At 60.4% G+C, this 18,289-nt stretch carries 17 protein-coding genes; 2 read left to right on the forward strand and 15 right to left on the reverse strand.

What is annotated here, in order from left to right:
* Positions 1-338 precede the first annotated feature (338 nt).
* The 11 genes from AC07V4_RS03585 to AC07V4_RS03635 form a co-directional block, all read right to left on the reverse strand.
* A complete protein-coding gene (locus AC07V4_RS03585) occupies positions 339-1,628 on the reverse strand; it encodes an adenylosuccinate synthase (RefSeq protein WP_071482783.1) in 1,290 nt (429 codons plus the stop codon).
* 54 nt (positions 1,629-1,682) lie between these two features.
* Positions 1,683-2,870 carry an ATP phosphoribosyltransferase regulatory subunit gene (locus tag AC07V4_RS03590; RefSeq protein WP_492637297.1) on the reverse strand — a complete coding sequence of 396 codons (1,188 nt, stop codon included), beginning with the start codon at positions 2,868-2,870 and terminating at the stop codon, positions 1,683-1,685.
* 290 nt (positions 2,871-3,160) lie between these two features.
* The gene (gene hflC / locus AC07V4_RS03595; RefSeq protein ID WP_431753173.1) at positions 3,161-4,027 is read right to left on the reverse strand and encodes a protease modulator HflC; all 867 of its coding nucleotides are present in this window, start codon (positions 4,025-4,027) and stop codon (positions 3,161-3,163) included.
* On the reverse strand, positions 4,027-5,202 hold the full coding sequence (gene hflK, locus AC07V4_RS03600) for an FtsH protease activity modulator HflK (RefSeq protein ID WP_492637298.1): 1,176 nt from the start codon (positions 5,200-5,202) through the stop codon (positions 4,027-4,029). The genes hflC and hflK overlap by 1 nt, the downstream gene beginning before the upstream one ends.
* A 96-nt stretch (positions 5,203-5,298) precedes the next feature.
* Complete coding sequence (gene hflX, locus AC07V4_RS03605; RefSeq protein ID WP_010213610.1) at positions 5,299-6,600, reverse strand: ribosome rescue GTPase HflX; 1,302 nt, start codon at positions 6,598-6,600, stop codon at positions 5,299-5,301.
* 12 nt (positions 6,601-6,612) lie between these two features.
* On the reverse strand, positions 6,613-6,873 hold the full coding sequence (hfq, locus tag AC07V4_RS03610; RefSeq protein ID WP_003188059.1) for an RNA chaperone Hfq: 261 nt from the start codon (positions 6,871-6,873) through the stop codon (positions 6,613-6,615).
* Between the two features lie 94 nt (positions 6,874-6,967).
* Positions 6,968-7,939, reverse strand: a complete 972-nt coding sequence (gene miaA, locus AC07V4_RS03615) for a tRNA (adenosine(37)-N6)-dimethylallyltransferase MiaA (RefSeq protein ID WP_492637299.1) — start codon at positions 7,937-7,939, stop codon at positions 6,968-6,970.
* Entirely contained in the window at positions 7,939-9,855 is a 1,917-nt protein-coding gene (gene mutL / locus AC07V4_RS03620) for a DNA mismatch repair endonuclease MutL (protein WP_431753176.1), read from the reverse strand. Before mutL ends, miaA begins: the two co-directional genes overlap by 1 nt.
* Positions 9,855-11,276, reverse strand: a complete 1,422-nt coding sequence (locus tag AC07V4_RS03625) for an N-acetylmuramoyl-L-alanine amidase (protein ID WP_431753177.1) — start codon at positions 11,274-11,276, stop codon at positions 9,855-9,857. Before AC07V4_RS03625 ends, mutL begins: the two co-directional genes overlap by 1 nt.
* A gap of 15 nt (positions 11,277-11,291) precedes the next feature.
* Positions 11,292-11,762 (reverse strand): tRNA (adenosine(37)-N6)-threonylcarbamoyltransferase complex ATPase subunit type 1 TsaE, encoded by a 471-nt coding sequence (gene tsaE, locus AC07V4_RS03630; protein ID WP_492637300.1) that lies wholly within the window; start codon positions 11,760-11,762, stop codon positions 11,292-11,294.
* Positions 11,750-12,610, reverse strand: coding sequence for an NAD(P)H-hydrate dehydratase (locus AC07V4_RS03635; protein WP_492637301.1), 861 nt, complete (start codon positions 12,608-12,610; stop codon positions 11,750-11,752). Before AC07V4_RS03635 ends, tsaE begins: the two co-directional genes overlap by 13 nt.
* A gap of 63 nt (positions 12,611-12,673) precedes the next feature.
* On the opposite strand from AC07V4_RS03635, the gene queG reads away from it, so the two are divergent.
* Positions 12,674-13,738 (forward strand): tRNA epoxyqueuosine(34) reductase QueG, encoded by a 1,065-nt coding sequence (gene queG / locus AC07V4_RS03640; RefSeq protein ID WP_492637302.1) that lies wholly within the window; start codon positions 12,674-12,676, stop codon positions 13,736-13,738.
* Here the strand turns inward: queG and AC07V4_RS03645 are convergent.
* Together AC07V4_RS03645 and orn are read right to left on the reverse strand one after the other, a co-directional pair.
* Positions 13,735-14,349, reverse strand: a complete 615-nt coding sequence (locus AC07V4_RS03645; protein ID WP_053254043.1) for a trimeric intracellular cation channel family protein — start codon at positions 14,347-14,349, stop codon at positions 13,735-13,737. The genes queG and AC07V4_RS03645 overlap by 4 nt on opposite strands.
* Before the next feature lie 184 nt (positions 14,350-14,533).
* Positions 14,534-15,076, reverse strand: coding sequence for an oligoribonuclease (orn, locus tag AC07V4_RS03650; RefSeq protein WP_492637303.1), 543 nt, complete (start codon positions 15,074-15,076; stop codon positions 14,534-14,536).
* 108 nt (positions 15,077-15,184) lie between these two features.
* Between orn and rsgA the strand changes: the two genes are divergently transcribed.
* Positions 15,185-16,216 (forward strand): small ribosomal subunit biogenesis GTPase RsgA, encoded by a 1,032-nt coding sequence (rsgA, locus tag AC07V4_RS03655; protein WP_033898469.1) that lies wholly within the window; start codon positions 15,185-15,187, stop codon positions 16,214-16,216.
* 49 nt (positions 16,217-16,265) lie between these two features.
* On the opposite strand, the gene motB is transcribed toward rsgA, so the two are convergent.
* Together motB and motA are read right to left on the reverse strand one after the other, a co-directional pair.
* Positions 16,266-17,291: a flagellar motor protein MotB gene (gene motB / locus AC07V4_RS03660; RefSeq protein WP_492637304.1), complete on the reverse strand. Its 1,026-nt coding sequence runs from the start codon at positions 17,289-17,291 to the stop codon at positions 16,266-16,268.
* A gap of 3 nt (positions 17,292-17,294) precedes the next feature.
* Complete coding sequence (gene motA, locus AC07V4_RS03665) at positions 17,295-18,146, reverse strand: flagellar motor stator protein MotA (RefSeq protein ID WP_003217532.1); 852 nt, start codon at positions 18,144-18,146, stop codon at positions 17,295-17,297.
* Positions 18,147-18,289: the final 143 nt, after the last annotated feature.

Below are 18,289 nucleotides of genomic sequence, written 5' to 3' on the forward strand. Positions count from 1 at the left end.
CTTGGCCGGCTTGCGCCAACTCGCCCGACAGCTTCTGACTGTCGATACCCAGTCGATTGCCCAAATCGGCCTCAAGCGCAGTGACGGTGCTCCGCGTCAGAGCGACGGCCACCAGCACTTGCACCAAAAGAGCGATACCAAGGGTAACGAACACGGGTCGCAACAGACGGCTTTGTAACAGTGAGAGAACGGCAGACACTGGAAATCCCTCCACCCTGGGTGCCACTAATTTGATAGCACCGCGAAAGAAAGAAACATAGCAAGGGTCGTGCCGTCTGCCAGGCACAAACGACAAAGGGCTCCCGAAGGAGCCCTTTGCTTTTTACATCAGCAGCTTATTAGGCGAACGGATGACGCAGAACGATGGTCTCGTTGCGGTCCGGGCCCGTCGAAATAATGTCGATCGGCGCACCGATCAGCTCTTCGACACGCTTGATGTAGGCACGAGCGTTAGCGGGCAGTTCTTCCAGGGTCTTGGCACCCACGGTCGATTCGGTCCAGCCCGGCACTTCTTCGTACACAGGCTGCAGGCCTACGTAGCTGTCAGCGTCGGTCGGCGCAACGTCCTTGCCTTCTGCATCTTTGTAGCCGACGCAGATGTTGATGGTTTCCAGACCGTCGAGCACGTCCAGCTTGGTCAGGCAGATGCCCGAGATGCTGTTCACATCGATAGCGCGACGCAGGATAACGGCATCGAACCAGCCACAACGGCGGGCACGGCCGGTGGTCGCGCCGAACTCGTGGCCTTGTTTGGCCAGGTGCGCGCCAACTTCGTCGAACAGCTCAGTCGGGAACGGGCCAGAACCTACGCGAGTGGTGTAAGCCTTGGTGATGCCCAGGATGTAGTCCAGGAACATCGGGCCAACGCCCGAACCGGTCGCAACGCCGCCAGCGGTGGTGTTGGAGCTGGTCACGTACGGGTAGGTACCGTGGTCGATGTCCAGCAACGAACCCTGGGCGCCTTCGAACATGATGTCTTTGCCGGCGCGACGCAGGTCGTGCAGCTCGGCGGTCACGTCCAGCATCAACGGCTTGAGCAGTTCAGCGTATTCCTTGCACTCAGCCAGGGTCTTGTCGAACTCGATGGCCGGCTCTTTGTAGTAACCCACCAGCATGAAGTTGTGGTAATCCACCAACTCACGCAGCTTGTCTTCAAAGCGCGGCATGTTGAGCAGGTCGCCCACACGCAGGCCGCGACGTGCAACCTTGTCTTCGTAGGCCGGGCCGATGCCGCGACCGGTGGTGCCGATCTTCAGCTCGCCACGGGCCTTTTCACGGGCCTGGTCCAGCGCAACGTGGAAGGACAGGATCAGCGGGCAGGATGGGCTGATACGCAGGCGCTCGCGCACCGGCACGCCTTTCTCTTCCAGCTTGGTGATCTCACGCAGCAGGGCGTCAGGTGCAACCACCACGCCGTTGCCGATCAGGCACTGCACGCCTTCGCGCAGCACGCCCGATGGGATCAGGTGCAAGACGGTTTTTTCGCCGTCGATGACCAGGGTGTGGCCAGCGTTGTGGCCACCTTGGTAGCGCACTACGGCGGCAGCATGTTCGGTCAGCAGATCAACGATCTTGCCTTTGCCCTCATCACCCCATTGGGTGCCCAGGACTACGACATTCTTACCCATAACACTTGTCCTCATTCGCGCAAACTTGGTGCCGGCGATGGCCGGCAGGAAAACTCAAGAAGCCAGTGGCGATACTTGCCAAAGCCCGTTCTGCAGAATCAATTGCCGGTCGCAGTCCGCTTCACGGGCGGCGGCCAATGGCTGCCCAGGCAAGGCCTGGACGACACGCTGACCCTCACTGCGCAACTGGCAAACCTGCTGCCAGAGTGCTGCGTCCGTACTGTCGGGCATCCAGATGCCACCAGACGGCAGCTCGACCTCAGCACGCCCCAGGGTCACCAGGGTTTTCAAATCGGTGGAAAAGCCAGTCGCCGGACGCGCGCGACCGAAGTCAGCGCCGATATCGTCATAACGACCGCCTTGGGCGATGGCCTGACCAACACCCGGTACAAACACGGCGAACACCACACCCGTGTGGTAGTGGTAGCCACGCAATTCGCCCAGGTCAAAATACAGCGGCAACTGCGGGAAACGTGCCGACAATTGCTCAGCAATCGCCAGGACGTCGTCCAATGCAGCCAAGACTGTCGCCGGCGCATTGGCCAAGCGCTCACGCGCAGCGTCCAACACTTCACGACCGCCGCACAGGTTCACCAGCGCACGCAGCATGCCAGCGAGATCCGCAGGCACACCCTCGGTGAGGGCGATTACTTCGTCGATGGCCTTGCGTTGCAGGGCATCGAACAGTTGTTGTTCCACTTCACCGGACAAACCGGCCGCGCGAGCCAGGCCACGGTAGATACCGACGTGTCCCAGGTCCATGTGGACATCAGGTACGTCAGCCAACTGCAACATGGCCAGCATCAAGCTGATCACTTCAACGTCGCTGCTCGGGCTCGCATCGCCATACAACTCGGCGCCCAGCTGGATCGGGCTACGGGAGGACGACAAGGCACGTGGCTGCGCATGCAACACACTACCGGCGTAGCACAGACGGCTCGGACCTTCGCGACGCAGGGTGTGCGCATCGATACGCGCCACTTGTGGCGTGATGTCCGCACGGAAGCCCATTTGCCGGCCCGACTGTGGGTCGATGACCTTGAAGGTGCGCAAATCCAGATCCTGGCCCGCGCCGGTCAGCAGGGATTCCAGGTACTCGATATGGGGGGTGACGACAAACTCGTAACCCCAGCTCTGGAACAGATCCAACACCTGGCGACGCGCTACTTCAATGCGCGCAGCTTCTGGTGGCAGTACTTCTTCGATGCCATCTGGCAGCAGCCAGCGGTCTACCGTTGCCATTACGCCAATCCCCTTTGATCCAGGCGGCCAGCCCTCGGCCGAGCCTTGAGTGAAGCAGAAAATACCCGCCGCCTGCATAAACCACGCGCAAGAGCGACGTGACGAACGGCCTGCTAGCGGCCTCGTCGGGCACTTTCCTCGAAAAACCTGTCACGCCTGCCGAATCAAACATGCAGACGCAAAAAAGCCGGGAATTTCCCGGCTGCCGCATCATACACCCGTTTTCTGAAAGGATCACCCCGCCAGGCGTTTTAGCCGCCCGACGGAGTGCGCCTTAAAGTCACAGGCTTTTATTTGGCTTTTTCCAGGTAGCGGAAGAAATCGCTACTTGGGTCCAGCACCATGACGTCGGTTTTGTTCGCGAAGCTTTCACGGTAGGCACGCAGGCTACGGTAGAACGCGTAGAACTCCTGGTCCTGGCCGTAGGCCTTGGCGTAGATCGCCGCAGCCTGAGCATCGCCATCACCACGGGCCTCTTCAGACTCGCGATAGGCTTCGGCCAGCAGTACACGGCGCTGACGATCGGCATCCGCACGGATACCTTCAGCCAACTCGTTACCCTTGGCACGGTGCTCACGGGCTTCACGCTCACGCTCGGTGCTCATACGCTCGAACACGCTGCGGTTCACTTCCTTCGGCAGATCGATGGCCTTGACCCGAACATCGACCACTTCGATGCCCAGTTCTTTTTCCGCCATCGTGTTCAGCGAACGTGTGATGTCAGCCATCAGCGCGTCACGCTCACCGGATACCACCTCGTGCAGGGTGCGCTTACCAAACTGGTCACGCAGACCCGATTCCAGACGGCGCGACAAGCGCTCGTCAGCAATCTGCTTGAGGCCGGAGGTCGCGGTGTAGAAGCGCTCGGCATCCTTGACGCGCCACTTGGCGTAGGCGTCAACCATCACGGCTTTCTTTTCCAGGGTCAGGAAGCGCTGTGTCGGTGCGTCCAGGGTCATCAGGCGGGCGTCGAACTTGCGCACCTGGTTGACGTAGGGGACCTTCACATGCAGACCCGGCTGGACATCCGCCTGGACCACGCGACCGAATTGCAGCAACACCGCACGCTCGGTCTGAGACACGATGTAGAAGCAGTTCCAGGCAGCGATGACCACGACGACACCCACAATCAGGGCTGTCAGCGATTTATTGCTCATCAACGACTCTCCCTGGTACGTGTTTGCTGTTGCAGCAAGTCAGCGGCCGCACGGGCACTCGCTTCATTGGCAGCGGCATTCGAACTGGTCGACGGCGCGCTGGTGCTGCTACGACCACCTTCGATCATCTTGTCCAGCGGCAGGTACAGCAGGTTGTTCTGCCCACCTTTGCTGCCAGTCACGAGAACCTTGCTGGTGTTGCTGAAGACTTCCTGCATGGTGTCCAGGTACAGACGCTCACGGGTGACTTCCGGAGCCTTGCGGTACTCGGCAACCAGCTTGGTAAAGCGATCAGCCTCACCCTTGGCGCGAGAGACCACTTCGTCGCGGTAACCGTTGGCATCCTCGAGGATGCGCTGGGCCTGACCACGGGCTTCCGGCACGACGCCGTTGGCATAGGTTTCGGCCTGGTTGCGCGAACGCTGCTCGTCTTCACGGGCGCGGATCACGTCGTCAAAGGCTTCCTGCACTTCACGCGGTGCCGCTGCGCTCTGTACGTTCACCTGGGTGACAGTGATACCGGTGCGATAGGTATCGAGGAACCGTTGCAGGCGCTCCTTGATCTCGCTGGCCATCAATTCACGACCTTCGGTCAGCACCTGGTCCATCGCGGTAGAACCGACAACGTGGCGCAAGGCGCTTTCGGTAGCGTGTTGCAGGCTGATTTCCGGCTGATCAACATTCAGCACGAAGTCCTGCAGGTTGCTGATCTTGTACTGCACGGTCAGCGGCACTTCGACGATGTTCTCGTCTTCGGTCAGCATCTGGCCCTGCTTGGTGTAGGCACGCTCACGCGTGACGTTCTCCATGTACTTCTTGTCGATCGGCGGGAAGTAGATGTTCAGGCCAGGCCCGACCGTCTCGTAGTACTTGCCGAAGCGCAGCACCACGGCTTGCTCCTGCTCGTCCACGACATACACGGCGCTGTACAGCCACACGGCCGCCAGCACGACAAGACCCAGGCCCAGCAGGCCATAGCCGCCACCCTTGCTTGTGCGACCGCCGTCGTCACCACCACTTTTTTTCCCACCACCGAACAACCCATTCAGGCTTTCCTGCAGCTTTCGGAAGGCCTCGTCGAGATCCGGTGGCCCCTTGCGGTCGCCATTATTGCGGCGCTTACCACCCCAAGGATCCTGATTATTCGAGTTGCCACCCGGCTCATTCCAAGCCATAGCGCTCTCCATCTGATAAAGCAAAGACGCACCCACGGCGCGCCGACCAATGCTACAGAATGCCTGCTACTGCGGCACAACCGCTTTTTCAGGCTTTTATTGCAAAGTGTGTTGTTCGATGAACTCTGCCGGTACAACGCCTTCACGGCTGACCAGCCGATTCAGCTCCGAGCGCGGCAATCGAACGGCCAGCAAGCTGACACCTTCTTCGTCGTGTTCTTCTTTCTGTACCGCGCCCAACTCGAAAAACTGAGCACGCAGTCGAGCAAAACGCTGAGGCAAGCGCAAGGTGCCGACAAACAAATCGCTGCCCAACAGCTCGGCAATAGCTTGTTCGAGCAATTCCAAGCCACTGCCATCACGCGCCGACAGCCAGACCCGCTGGGGCTTGCCGTTCTCGTCGCGCTGGATTTGTGGCTCTACGCCTTCAAGCAAATCGAGTTTGTTATAGACCTCGAGGATCGGCAAGTCCTGGGCACCAATCTCGCCCAGCACCAACATCACCTGCTCAATCTGCAACATACGGTCCGGTTCGGCCGCATCGATCACGTGCAACAGCAGATCCGAGTTACTCGACTCTTCGAGCGTAGACCGGAATGCTTCGACCAGCTTGTGGGGCAAGTGACGAATGAACCCCACGGTATCCGCCAGGACAATCGGCCCCAGGTCATCCAGGTCCAGACGGCGCAGGGTCGGGTCGAGCGTGGCGAACAGTTGGTCGGCCGCGTACACATCCGATTTCGTCACATTATTGAACAGCGTGGATTTGCCGGCGTTGGTATAGCCCACCAGGGAAACGGTCGGAATATCCGCACGGGAACGGCCACGGCGTGACTGTTCGCGCTGGCTACGCACTTTCTCCAGGCGGCCCTTGATCTGGCGCAGGCGGACCCGCAGCAGACGTCGGTCGGTTTCAAGCTGGGTTTCACCCGGACCGCGCATACCGATACCGCCACCTTGACGCTCAAGGTGAGTCCAGCCGCGAACCAGCCGAGTGCTCATGTGGTCAAGCTGGGCCAGTTCAACCTGGAGCTTGCCTTCATGGGTACGGGCACGTTGGGCGAAAATATCGAGAATCAGGCCGGTACGGTCGATCACGCGACACTCGAAGACACGTTCGAGGTTACGTTCCTGACTAGGTGTGAGGACGTGATTGAAGATCACCAGATCGGCTTCTTCGGCGTGTACCAGGTCGCGCAGTTCCTCGACCTTGCCGCTGCCAATCAGGAATTTGGCGGTTGGCCGATGACGCGGCACGTTAAAAAACGCAACGGTCTCGGCGCCGGCCGAATTTGCCAACTCCTGAAACTCCTGCGGATCTTCGCGCGCCTCAGGGTCCTGTCCATCCAAGTGAACGAGGATCACTCGCTCACCACCACCGTGGCGCTCAAAGAACAAAGGAGACTCCTATCAGGCGTTACCTGGCTCAGCGTCACCCTGTTCATCACCGGCAGCGCTAGGCAGACGGATCGGACGAACTGGAACAACTGTCGAGATAGCGTGTTTGTAGACCATCTGGCTGACGGTGTTCTTCAGCAGGATCACGAACTGGTCGAACGACTCGATCGTGCCTTGCAGTTTGATACCGTTGACCAGGTAGATGGAAACCCCAACTTTCTCTTTACGTAAAGTATTCAAGTAAGGGTCTTGTAGCGAATGCCCTTTTGACATGTGTCGCACTCCTATAAGGATCAATAATAAAAAAGCGGAAAATAGATAGCTTATGGCCGTCACACCCCCAAGGATAGACGGCAATTGCAAGGACTCAGCTCAATATGGAGACCGTGCCCAAGTATTTCAAGGCGCGTGACAGATTGTCGCTGTCCAGGCTGTCCAACCAGTGCAAATCGCTCCAGCTGCGCAGCCAGGTGAACTGGCGTTTGGCCAATTGGCGCGTGGCGATGATGCCGCGCTCCTGCATTTCGGCCGACGTCAGCTTGCCATCCAGGTGATCCCAGACTTGGCGATAGCCTACAGCACGTATCGAAGGCAGCCCGGGATGCAGGTCACCTCTTGAACGCAGTGCTACGACCTCGTCCACAAACCCCTGTTCCAACATAATTGTGAATCTTTGTGCAATTCGTTCATGCAGCACCTGGCGATTTGCCGGAGCGATGGCCAGATTCGCCACAGTATAGGGCAATTGTGACTGTCCAGATGCGTCTGCATCAGCACTTTGCGCAGTTTGTTTCAGCCTGTGTTCAGTCATGGTCTGACCACTCACACGCCAGACTTCCAAGGCGCGCGTGAGGCGCTGGGGGTCGTTAGGGTGAATCCGCGCAGCAGAGACCGGATCGACAGCCGCCAACTGATCGTGCAGGGCTTGCCAACCAAGGCGCGCTGCCTCCTCTTCAAGCTCGGCACGCACCTGGGCGTCAGCCGGAGGCATATCCGCCAGACCTTCCTGCAAAGCCTTGTAATAGAGCATCGTGCCGCCCACCAGCAACGGGATATTGCCCCGAGCAGTGATTTCAGCCATGGCGGCCAGGGCGTCGGTACGGAAGTCCGCCGCCGAATAGCTCTCGGCCGGGTCGATGATGTCGATCAGTTTATGCGGATATTGGGCCAACAACGTTTTTGAAGGCTTGGCGGTACCGATGTCCATGTCCCGGTAAACCAGGGCAGAGTCGACACTGATCAGCTCGCACGGCAACACCTTGGTCAGCTCGATGGCCAGGTCGGTCTTGCCGGCGGCCGTGGGGCCCATCAGGAAAATGGCGGGGGGCAAGGCACTCATCAACGGCCGCGCAAGAACAGTTTGTCCAGATCGTCCAGGCCCATCTGGGTCCAGGTCGGTCGGCCATGGTTGCATTGGCCACTGCGCTCGGTGTTTTCCATGTCGCGCAACAACCCGTTCATTTCCGGCAGGGCCAGGCGGCGATTGGCGCGGATGGCGCCGTGGCAGGCCATGGTGCCAAGCAGTTCGTTGATGTGCGCCTGGATGCGGTCGCTGGTGCCGTATTCCATCAGGTCGGCCAACACGTCAGCCACCAGTCGATTGGCTTCGGCCTGCTTGAGCAGTGCGGGAATCTGGCGGATTGCCAGGGTTTCCGGCCCGAGGCGCTGCAATTCGAAACCCAGCTTCTGGAACACGCCGTGATGCTCTTCGGCGCAATCGGCTTCCCGCTGGCTGACCGCCAGGGACTCGGGTACCAACAGCGGCTGGCCGCTGAGACCTTCGCTGGCCATGGCGATCTTCAGGCGTTCGTACATGATCCGCTCATGGGCGGCATGCATGTCTACCAGCACCAGGCCATGGGCGTTTTCCGCCAGGATGTAGATGCCCTTGAGCTGTGCCAGGGCATAGCCCAACGGTGGAATATCACCGCCGCCTTCCGGCAAGGCAACCGCCGCGCCCGGCTCGGCACCCGGCAGTGGCGCAAAAAACTCGCGATAGGCCGCCTGGGCCTCGGCTACCGGCACTGTCGACTGCGGGCGCGGGGTGTATTGATACTGATAGCCAGCCCCCGAGCCGGAGCCCGGCGCCGTATAAGCAGGCTGTTGCTGTGGCGATTGCAGCAAGTTGGCGGCCAGGCTCATTTCGCCTTGGGGACCGAACTCACCCGCCTGCGGACCACTTGGCCGCACCACCGCCGTCACAATCGGCGCAGACAACTGATCATCCGGGCGCACATCGCCCAGGGCGCGGTGCAGCGTGCCATAGAGGAAGTCATGCACCATGCGCCCGTCACGGAAGCGCACTTCGTGCTTGGTCGGGTGCACGTTGACGTCGACCACCGATGGGTCGACCTCAAAAAACAGCACAAACGTCGGATGCCGCCCGTTGAACAGCACGTCGCGATATGCCTGGCGCACCGCGTGGGCCACCAGCTTGTCGCGCACCGCTCGACCATTCACAAAGAAGTACTGCAAGTCCGCCTGGCTACGGGAGAACGTCGGCAACCCGACCCAACCCCACAGACGCAAGCCATTACGCTCTATTTCAATCGGCAGCGCCTGTTCCAGGAAACCCGCGCCGCATACCGCCGCTACACGGCGGGCGCGGGCGGCGTCGTCATTGGCTTCGTGCAGGCTGAGGATCGTCTTGCCGTTATGGCGCAGATGGAACGCCACATCGAAACGGGCCAGGGCCAGGCGCTTGATGACTTCTTGCAGGTGATCGAATTCGGTTTTTTCGGCCTTGAGGAATTTGCGGCGCGCCGGCGTGTTGAAGAACAGGTCACGCACTTCCACCGAGGTACCCACCGGGTGCGCAGCTGGCTGGACCCGAGGCGCCATGTCGCGGCCTTCGGTCTCTACCTGCCAGGCCTGATCGGCGCTGCGGGTACGGGACGTCAGGGTCAGGCGGGCCACGGAACTGATGGAGGCCAGGGCCTCGCCGCGAAAGCCCAGGCTCATCACCCGCTCAAGGTCTTCCAGGTCGCGAATCTTGCTGGTGGCGTGACGGGCCAGGGCCAGCGGCAGGTCATCGGAAGAGATGCCGCTGCCGTCGTCGCGCACGCGCAGGAGTTTGACGCCGCCTTGCTCCACGTCGACATCGATACGCTTGGCGCCGGAGTCGATGCTGTTCTCCAGCAACTCCTTGATCACCGACGCCGGACGCTCAACCACCTCGCCCGCGGCAATCTGGTTGGCCAGGCGCGGGCTGAGCAGTTCGATGCGCGAGCCGCTGTTCAACTGTGATTCGCTCATTACTGCGCCGCCAATTCAGTGCCAGGAATGGTCAACACCTGGCCGACTTTCAACTCATCGGTTTTCAGGTTATTCGCGCTGCGCAACGTTGCGGGTGAAACCTGGAAGCGCACGGCCAGCATGGCCAGGGTGTCGCCGGGCTGCACGCGATGATCACGTGGGCCCTGGGCGATCTTCCCGGAGTCACGCAGCCAGGCAATGTAGGTGCCCGGCGGCGGGTTCTGCTGGAAGAACTGTCGGATACCGGCGCTGATCGAACGCGCCAGCGCTTGCTGGTGGCTGGCACTGGCCAGCTTGGACGCTTCGTTGGAGTTGGAGATAAACCCGGTTTCCACCAGGATCGACGGGATATCCGGCGACTTCAACACCATGAAACCCGCCTGCTCCACCCGCTGTTTGTGCAGCGAAGTGACCCGACCGATATTGCTCAGGACCTTCTGGCCAACGTTCAGGCTGGAGGTCAACGAAGCCGTCATCGACAGGTCGAGCAGCACGCCGGCGAGCATTTTGTCCTTGTCATCCAGGGACACGTTGCCAGCCCCGCCGATCAAGTCGGAACGGTTTTCACTGTCGGCCAACCAGCGGGCAGTCTCGGAAGTAGCACCCCGATCGGACAGCGCGAACACCGACGCACCGAAGGCGGCGGTCGAAGGTGCGGCGTCGGCATGGATCGATACAAACAGATCGGCACCCTTCTTACGTGCGATTTCGGTACGGCCACGCAACGGAATGAAGTAGTCGCCGGTACGGGTCAACTCGGCGCGATAACCTTTCATCGCATTGACCTGACGCTGCAGCTCACGGGCAATGGCCAATACCACGTCTTTTTCATGCTGGCCGCGTGAACCGGAAGCGCCGGGGTCTTCACCGCCGTGACCGGCGTCGATCACCACGATAATGTCGCGCTTGCCCGCGGGGGCCGGTGGTAGTGGCGGCAACTTGACCTGCGGCTGCGACGGGTTGACCGGCACGGCAGGGACTGTGGCAACGCTCGGGGTTGGCGCTGGCGGCGGGTTGGCATCGGCGGCGTTGTCGAACAGGTCGACCACAAGCCGGTTACCGTATTGGGCATTCGGCGCCAGGGAGAAGCTTTTCGGGGTCACGACCTTTTTCAGGTCGATAACCACACGCAGATCGGTCGGCGTACGCTGGGCCGAACGCATGGAGGTAATCGGGGTGTTGGCGGTGGACACTTTGAGCGGCGCGGCCAGGGTCGCACCGTTGATGTCGATCACCAAGCGATCGGGCGCCGTCAGGGTAAAGACGCTGTGCTGGACCGGGCCAGACAGGTCGAACACCAGTCGCGTGTTATCCGGCGCTCGCCACAGGCGAACACTTTTCACCTGTGAAGCAGCCAGAGCATTGACAGTCATTGCCGCAAGCAACACTCCCACGACAGCAACCAACGCGCGAAAGCGCATACCTAACCCCACCAATTATTTGAATTCCAATGCCAAAGCGGCACACCAAGACTGGCCGCGCGCACCCTGGGGCAACAACTTCAACTGACGTCCATGCTCATGCGGCGTAATGGTAATGGTCATGTCAGGCTTTGGCAAAAAGCCTGTGCCTTTATCTGGCCACTCGATCAGGCACAACGCGTCTTCGTCGAAGTAATCCCGGATGCCCATGTACTCCAGTTCTTCAGGGTCAACCAGACGATAAAGGTCGAAGTGGAAAGCTCGCACTTCGCCAATTTCGTAGGGCTCTACCAGAGTGAACGTAGGGCTTTTCACCGCCCCCGTGTGGCCCAAACCGCGAATAATGCCGCGCGAGAGGGTGGTTTTACCCGCGCCCAAGTCGCCCTCAAGAAAGATCAGCCCTGCACCCGCCGTCACCTGGGCAATGCGATGACCGAACGCGACCATCGCGTCTTCATCGGCCAGAAAAAGGGTTACTTCAGACACGGCGACTGCTCCTCCAGCAATTGACGAACGGCAGGTATCAGATCGCTGGCAGCCAGCCCACGACCAAAGGTGCCTTGGCGAGCCCCCGCCGTGGCGTGCAACCACACAGCCAGGCAACTCGCCTCATAGGCCGGCATGCCTTGGGCCAACAAAGCGCCGACCAGGCCAGCCAGCACATCGCCCAGCCCCGCCGCGGCCATCGCGGGATGGCCCTGATCACAACGGGAAACCCGGCCGTCCGGGCTGGCAATCAAACTGCCAGCACCCTTGAGGATAGCTACTGCATTGAATTTCTGGCTTAAAGCGCGCGCCACCTTAAGGCGATCGGCCTGAACCTCGGCTGTCGAGAGCCCCATCAAGCGCGCCGCCTCGCCAGGGTGCGGGGTGATGACCGAGCCAGCCGGTAAGTTGACACCGCCCGTTGCCAGTTGATTCAACGCGTCCGCGTCCCAGACCTGCGGCTGCCGGGCGTTGGCGGCAACCGACAACAGGCTTTTACCCCAGGATGCCTCGCCAAGGCCGGGGCCAATGACGATGACCGAGATTTTTTCCAGCAACCCCATCAGTTGGTTAGCCGAACTGACGCCAAGGGCCATGACCTCGGGCAAGCGCGCCAGGGCTGCCGGTACATGCTCCGGACGCGTCGCCAGGGACACCATGCCGGCGCCACTGCGCAAGGCGCTTTCCGCGCTCAGCAGCGCAGCGCCGCCAAAGCCGCGGTCGCCACCGATGACCAACAGATGGCCGAACTGGCCTTTATGGGCATCCGAGGAACGCGCAGCCAGTTGCGGCAAGTGGCCGGGCAACAGTGACTGAACGTCGGTTATTTCGTGTTTTGTCTGCGGCATGCGTCTTCAAGCTCCGATGTCTGGCAGAATTATACGCATCTAACCCGTGGTTTCTCGTGTCTCATGCCTGCTATTACCTCCGATCTGCCCGCCCTCGCCCAATCGATCAAAGACTGGGGCCGCGAACTGGGCTTTCAACAAGTCGGCATCAGCGGCCTGGACCTGGCCGAGCATGAACAGCACCTGCAACGCTGGCTCGACGCGGGGTATCACGGCGAGATGGAATACATGGGCGCCCATGGCAGCAAGCGCTCCCACCCGGATGAGTTGGTGCCAGGCACCTTGCGCGTGATTTCGCTGCGCATGGACTACCTGCCCGGCGACACGCAAATGGCGCAATTGCTGGCCCAGCCGGAAAAAGCCTATATCTCGCGCTACGCCCTGGGCCGCGACTATCACAAGCTGATCAGAAAACGCGTACAACAACTGGCCGACCGCATTCAGGCGCAGATCGGCCCATTTGGCTTTCGCGCGTTTGTCGACAGCGCGCCGGTACTGGAAAAAGCCATCGCCGAACAAGCCGGGCTGGGCTGGATCGGTAAAAACACCTTGGTACTCAATCGCAAGGCCGGCAGCTATTTCTTTCTGAGCGAACTGTTTGTCGACTTGCCGCTACCGGTAGATGCTCCCCACAGCACCGAGCACTGTGGACGCTGCACCGCGTGCCTGGACATCTGCCCCACCAATGCCTTCGTCGGCCCCTATGTGTTGGACGCGCGCCGCTGCATTTCCTACCTGACCATCGAGCTCAAGAGCGCGATCCCCGAGGATCTGCGCCCGCTGATCGGCAATCGTGTGTTCGGTTGCGATGACTGTCAGATCGTTTGCCCATGGAATCGTTTCGCCCGCCCCACGGCCGAAGGCGATTTCAAGCCACGCCACAACCTGGATAACGCCGAACTGGCCGAGTTGTTCATGTGGGACGAGGATCAATTCCTCAGCAGCACCGAAGGTTCGCCGTTACGCCGTGCCGGTTATGAGCGCTGGTTGCGCAACCTGGCGGTGGGCCTGGGCAATGCACCGTCGAGCATCCCGGTGCTGGAGGCGCTGAAGGCCCGCCGGGATTACCCGTCGGAGCTGGTGCGCGAACACGTCGAGTGGGCGCTGAACCAGCACGCTACGCGTTAGTGCACATCGTCGTTGTAGACGAACTTGGGCATTTCCCAGTGAAAGCGGATCGCCAGCAACCTCAATAGAAAACCACTGAACAGCGTCAGCAAAATCGCCTGTTCGCTCGGCAGCTCCAGATACAGGCACAGCATGTAGAACCAGGCGGCAAGGAACGAGACGCTGGCGTACAACTCACGACGGAAGATCAGGGGAATGTCATTGCAGAAGATATCCCGCAAGATACCGCCGAACACCCCAGTGATCACACCACTGACCGAGGCCACCAGCATGCCGTGGCCCATTTCCAAAGCTGTCATGCAGCCGATCAGGGTGAACGCCACCAGCCCTACGGCGTCCAGCGCCAGGAACAGCGAGCGCAGGTGGCGCATCAGCGGCGCAATAAAGATCGTCACCAGCGCGGCGATAGAGGTCAGCACCAGGTATTCCGGGTGCTTGACCCATGTCAGCGGGTAATGCCCCAGCAACACATCGCGCACCGACCCGCCACCCAGAGCGGTGACGCAAGCGATCAACACCACCCCGAACCAGTCCATGCCACGCCGCCCGGCGGACAGCGCGCCGGTCATGGCTTCGGCAGTAATGGCGATGAGGTAGAGCATCAGCAGCATGGTGGCGGTCCTTCCAGAGAGGCGCGCAGTCTAATCATTTGGTGATGGCACCAAAAGGGGGCGTTCGGCGAAAGACCGCGTCGACCCTATCGCAGGCAAGCCAGCTCCCACATTTGGATTTGTGAATACGTTCAACTGTGGGAGCTGGCTTGCCTGCGATGGCGCCGGTTCAGGCGCCACCCATTCAAGCCTTGATGAAATGCTTGCGGTAATACTGCAACTCGGCGATCGACTCGCGAATATCATCCAACGCCAGGTGTGTGCTGCCTTTATGGAAGCTGTCTTTGACTTCCGGCGCCCAGCGCGCTGCCAGCTCTTTAAGCGTCGAAACATCCAGGTTGCGGTAGTGGAAGTAGCTTTCCAGCCCTTTCATGTGGGTATAAAGGAAGCGACGGTCCTGGCAGATGCTGTTGCCGCAGATCGGCGACTTGCCCTTGGGTACCCACTTCTCCAGGAAGGCAATGGTTTCGGCCTCGGCCTCAGCCATGCTGATGCGACTGTCACGCACGCGCTGGGTCAGGCCGGAGTTGCCGTGGGTGCGGGTGTTCCACTCGTCCATGGTGGCCAAGACGGCATCGCTGTGGTGGATGGCAATCACCGGACCTTCGGCCAAGGTGTTGAGATTGCTGTCGGTGACAATAGTCGCCATCTCGATGATGACGTCGGTGTCGGGGTTCAGACCGGTCATTTCCAGATCGATCCAAATCAGGTTCTGTGGGTTTTGCATGGCTTGATTCTCTTGGCACCTTGGCGTAGCTGCGCAGTTTAGCAGGCGGGGCCGTGCTAGACTCGCGACCGTTTTACCTAACCTTTGCATTATCGACACGGAACACCCATGGCCAAACGCCAGCTCAATCGCCGCCAAAACTGGCGCATCGAAAAGATTCAAGGTGAACGCGCCGCTCGCGCCGCCAAACGTGAATCCTCCGCCGTGGAAGCGCTCGAAGGCGGCGACCTTGGCCCTGAACAAACAGGCCTGGTGATCGCGCACTTCGGTGTGCAGGTCGAAGTCGAGGCGCTGGAAGGCGAGCTCGCCGGCCAGGTGTTCCGTTGCCACCTGCGCGCCAACCTGCCTGCGCTGGTGACTGGCGACCAAGTGGTATGGCGTGCCGGCAACCAGGGCATCGGCGTGATCGTCGCCCAATTGCCGCGTACCACCGAACTGCGCCGCCCCGACAGCCGCGGCCAGCTCAAGCCGGTGGCCGCCAACGTCGACATGATCGTGATCGTGTTCGCGCCGCTGCCCGAGCCCCATGCCAACCTGATCGACCGCTATCTGGTCGCGGCCGAACACGCCGGCATCCGCCCGCTGTTGCTGCTGAACAAATTCGACTTGATCGACGAACAGAACGCCCCGGCACTCAACGCATTGCTGGCGGTGTACCGCACCCTCGGTTACCCGGTGCTGGAAGTCTCGGCCCATCACGGCAATGGCATGGAACAGCTGCAACAGCAGTTGGACGGCCGTATCAGCGTGTTTGTCGGCCAGTCGGGCGTAGGCAAGTCGTCGCTGGTCAACAGCCTGCTGCCGGAAGTCGAGACCCGTGTCGGCCCGCTGTCGGAACTGTCCGGCCAGGGCACCCACACCACCACCACCGCGCGGCTGTTCCACTTCCCAGGTGGCGGTGAGCTGATCGACTCCCCGGGCATTCGGGAATTTGGCCTCGGCCACGTCAGCCGCAGCGATGTGGAAGCGGGCTTCATCGAGTTCAACGACCTGATCGGCACTTGCCGTTTCCGCGACTGCAAACACGACCGCGAGCCGGGCTGCGCGCTGCTCAAGGCATTGGAAGATGGCCGCGTGCAGCAGCAACGCATGAACAGCTATCGTTCGATTATTGCGAGCTTGCCTGAGAGCAGTTACTAAACTGCCCCTACCAAAAGGCCGCGATCATCGCGGCCTTTTTGTATGTGGATTACGATCCGGGTGCCGGCGCAGGCACCGTAGGATCCTTCATCCCACCGTCATCAAACAGGTTCAGCTTCTGCCGCAGTTCATGGGGCGGCAACGGCTCCTGCTCTGGTGGAAGAGCGTTCGGATCCGCCGGCACTTCACCCGGTGCGCCGTCGCCTTGGACCGGTGCTGGTTTGGCCCCTTGATCACCCTCAATCGCACGCTGAGCCTTTTTGGTCAGCACCACGATATCAATCCGGCGATTGACCGGGTTGAACGGGTCCGCGGAATCAAACAACTGCGAGGAAGCAAACCCCACCACTCGCGCCACTTGCGGGTCCGGGTAGCTGCCAGCCACCAGCGCGCGGCGTGCGGCGTTGGCACGGTTGGCCGAGAGTTCCCAGTTACCGAAGTCGCCCTGGCCCGCATACGGCTTGGCATCGGTGTGGCCACTAATACTGATCTTGTTCGGCACCGCCTTGATGGTGTCGGCCATGGCCAGCAGGATGTCTTCGAAATACGGCTTCAAGCGTGCGCTGCCGGAGTCGAACATCGGCCGGTTGGCGGCGTCAGTGATCTGGATACGCAAGCCCTCAGGCGTGATTTCGAAGGAGATCTGGTCCTTGAACTTCAGCAGTTGCGGGTTTTCCTCAACCTTGGTCTGCAACTCCTTCAGCAGCAATTCCAGACGTTCCTGTTCGACTTGCTCAGCCATGGCCTCGACGGTGTCGCGCTCGACTGGAATCTTTTCCTGAGGAGCTTCGGTCTTGACCTCCGGGTTGATGGTGCGCTCAGGCGCCAACTGCGGCGAGCCGCCCAGGTCGATCACAAAAGGCGTACCACTTTCCGAGAAACCAATCGGGTCTTTGAAGTAACCGGCAATGGCGATCTTTTGTTCCGGTGTGGCGGTGGACATCAGCCACAGCACCAGGAAGAACGCCATCATCGCCGTCGCAAAGTCGGCGAAGGCGATTTTCCAGGCGCCGCCATGATGCCCCGCAGCGAAGCGCTTGACGCGCTTGATGATTATCGGCTGGTTGTTTTCCATGGCTTAGCGACCGCGAACCGCTTGTTCCAGCTCGGCAAAACTTGGGCGATGTTTCGGGTACAGCACCTTGCGCCCGAACTCCACCGCCAGCGACGGCGGCATACCGGAGGCCGAAGCCACCAGGCACGCCTTGATCGCCTCGTAGAGATTCACTTCTTCCTTGGCGTCATGGGCCAGGGAAGTCGCCAGCGGGCCAAAGAAACCGTAGGCCGCGAGAATACCGAAGAAGGTACCCACCAGAGCCGCACCCACGTGCATGCCGATGGCCTTCTGGTCGCCTTCGCCCAAGGAAGCCATGGTCACCACGATACCGAGTACTGCCGCGACGATACCGAAACCCGGCATACCGTCGGCAATGCCAGTGACGGCGTGGGAAGGATGTTCGAGTTCTTCCTTGAGGCTGAACAGCTCCATGTCGAACAGGCCTTCCAGCTCATGGGGGGCCATGTTGCCGGAGGACATGATGCGCAGGTAGTCACAGATGTAGGCCGTCATGCGCTCATCTTTGAGCACGGCCGGGTACTTGGCGAAAATCGGGCTGGCAGCAGCGTCTTCGATATCGCCTTCGATGGCCATCATGCCTTCGCGGCGGCTCTTGTTGAGGATCTCGTAGATCAGGCCCAGCACTTCCAGGTAGAAGGTGTGGGAGAAGCGCGAGCTGAACATGCCCAGCGACTTCTTGATCACGTGCATGGTCATGTAGCCGGGGTTGGCCTGCAAGAAAGCACCAAACGCAGCGCCGCCGATAATCAGCACTTCGAAGGGCTGGATCAATGCGGCAATTTTACCGTGGGACAGGACGTACCCACCGAGCACGCTTGCGATGACGACGATGATGCCGATAATTTTAGCCATAGGAGATTGGTACTTGCGCCGTCGGGTTCATGGACATAGTGGGTGCAGCTGAAAAACTCTTGTTCTACTTATCGGCAAAACTGCGCCAGACTATAGCCCGTTAAGGCGAAAAGCCAATTCGGCCCGTTCCGGGCGTGTTGAAT

The organism is Pseudomonas sp. GW821-FHT03A09 (genome assembly GCF_059421065.1).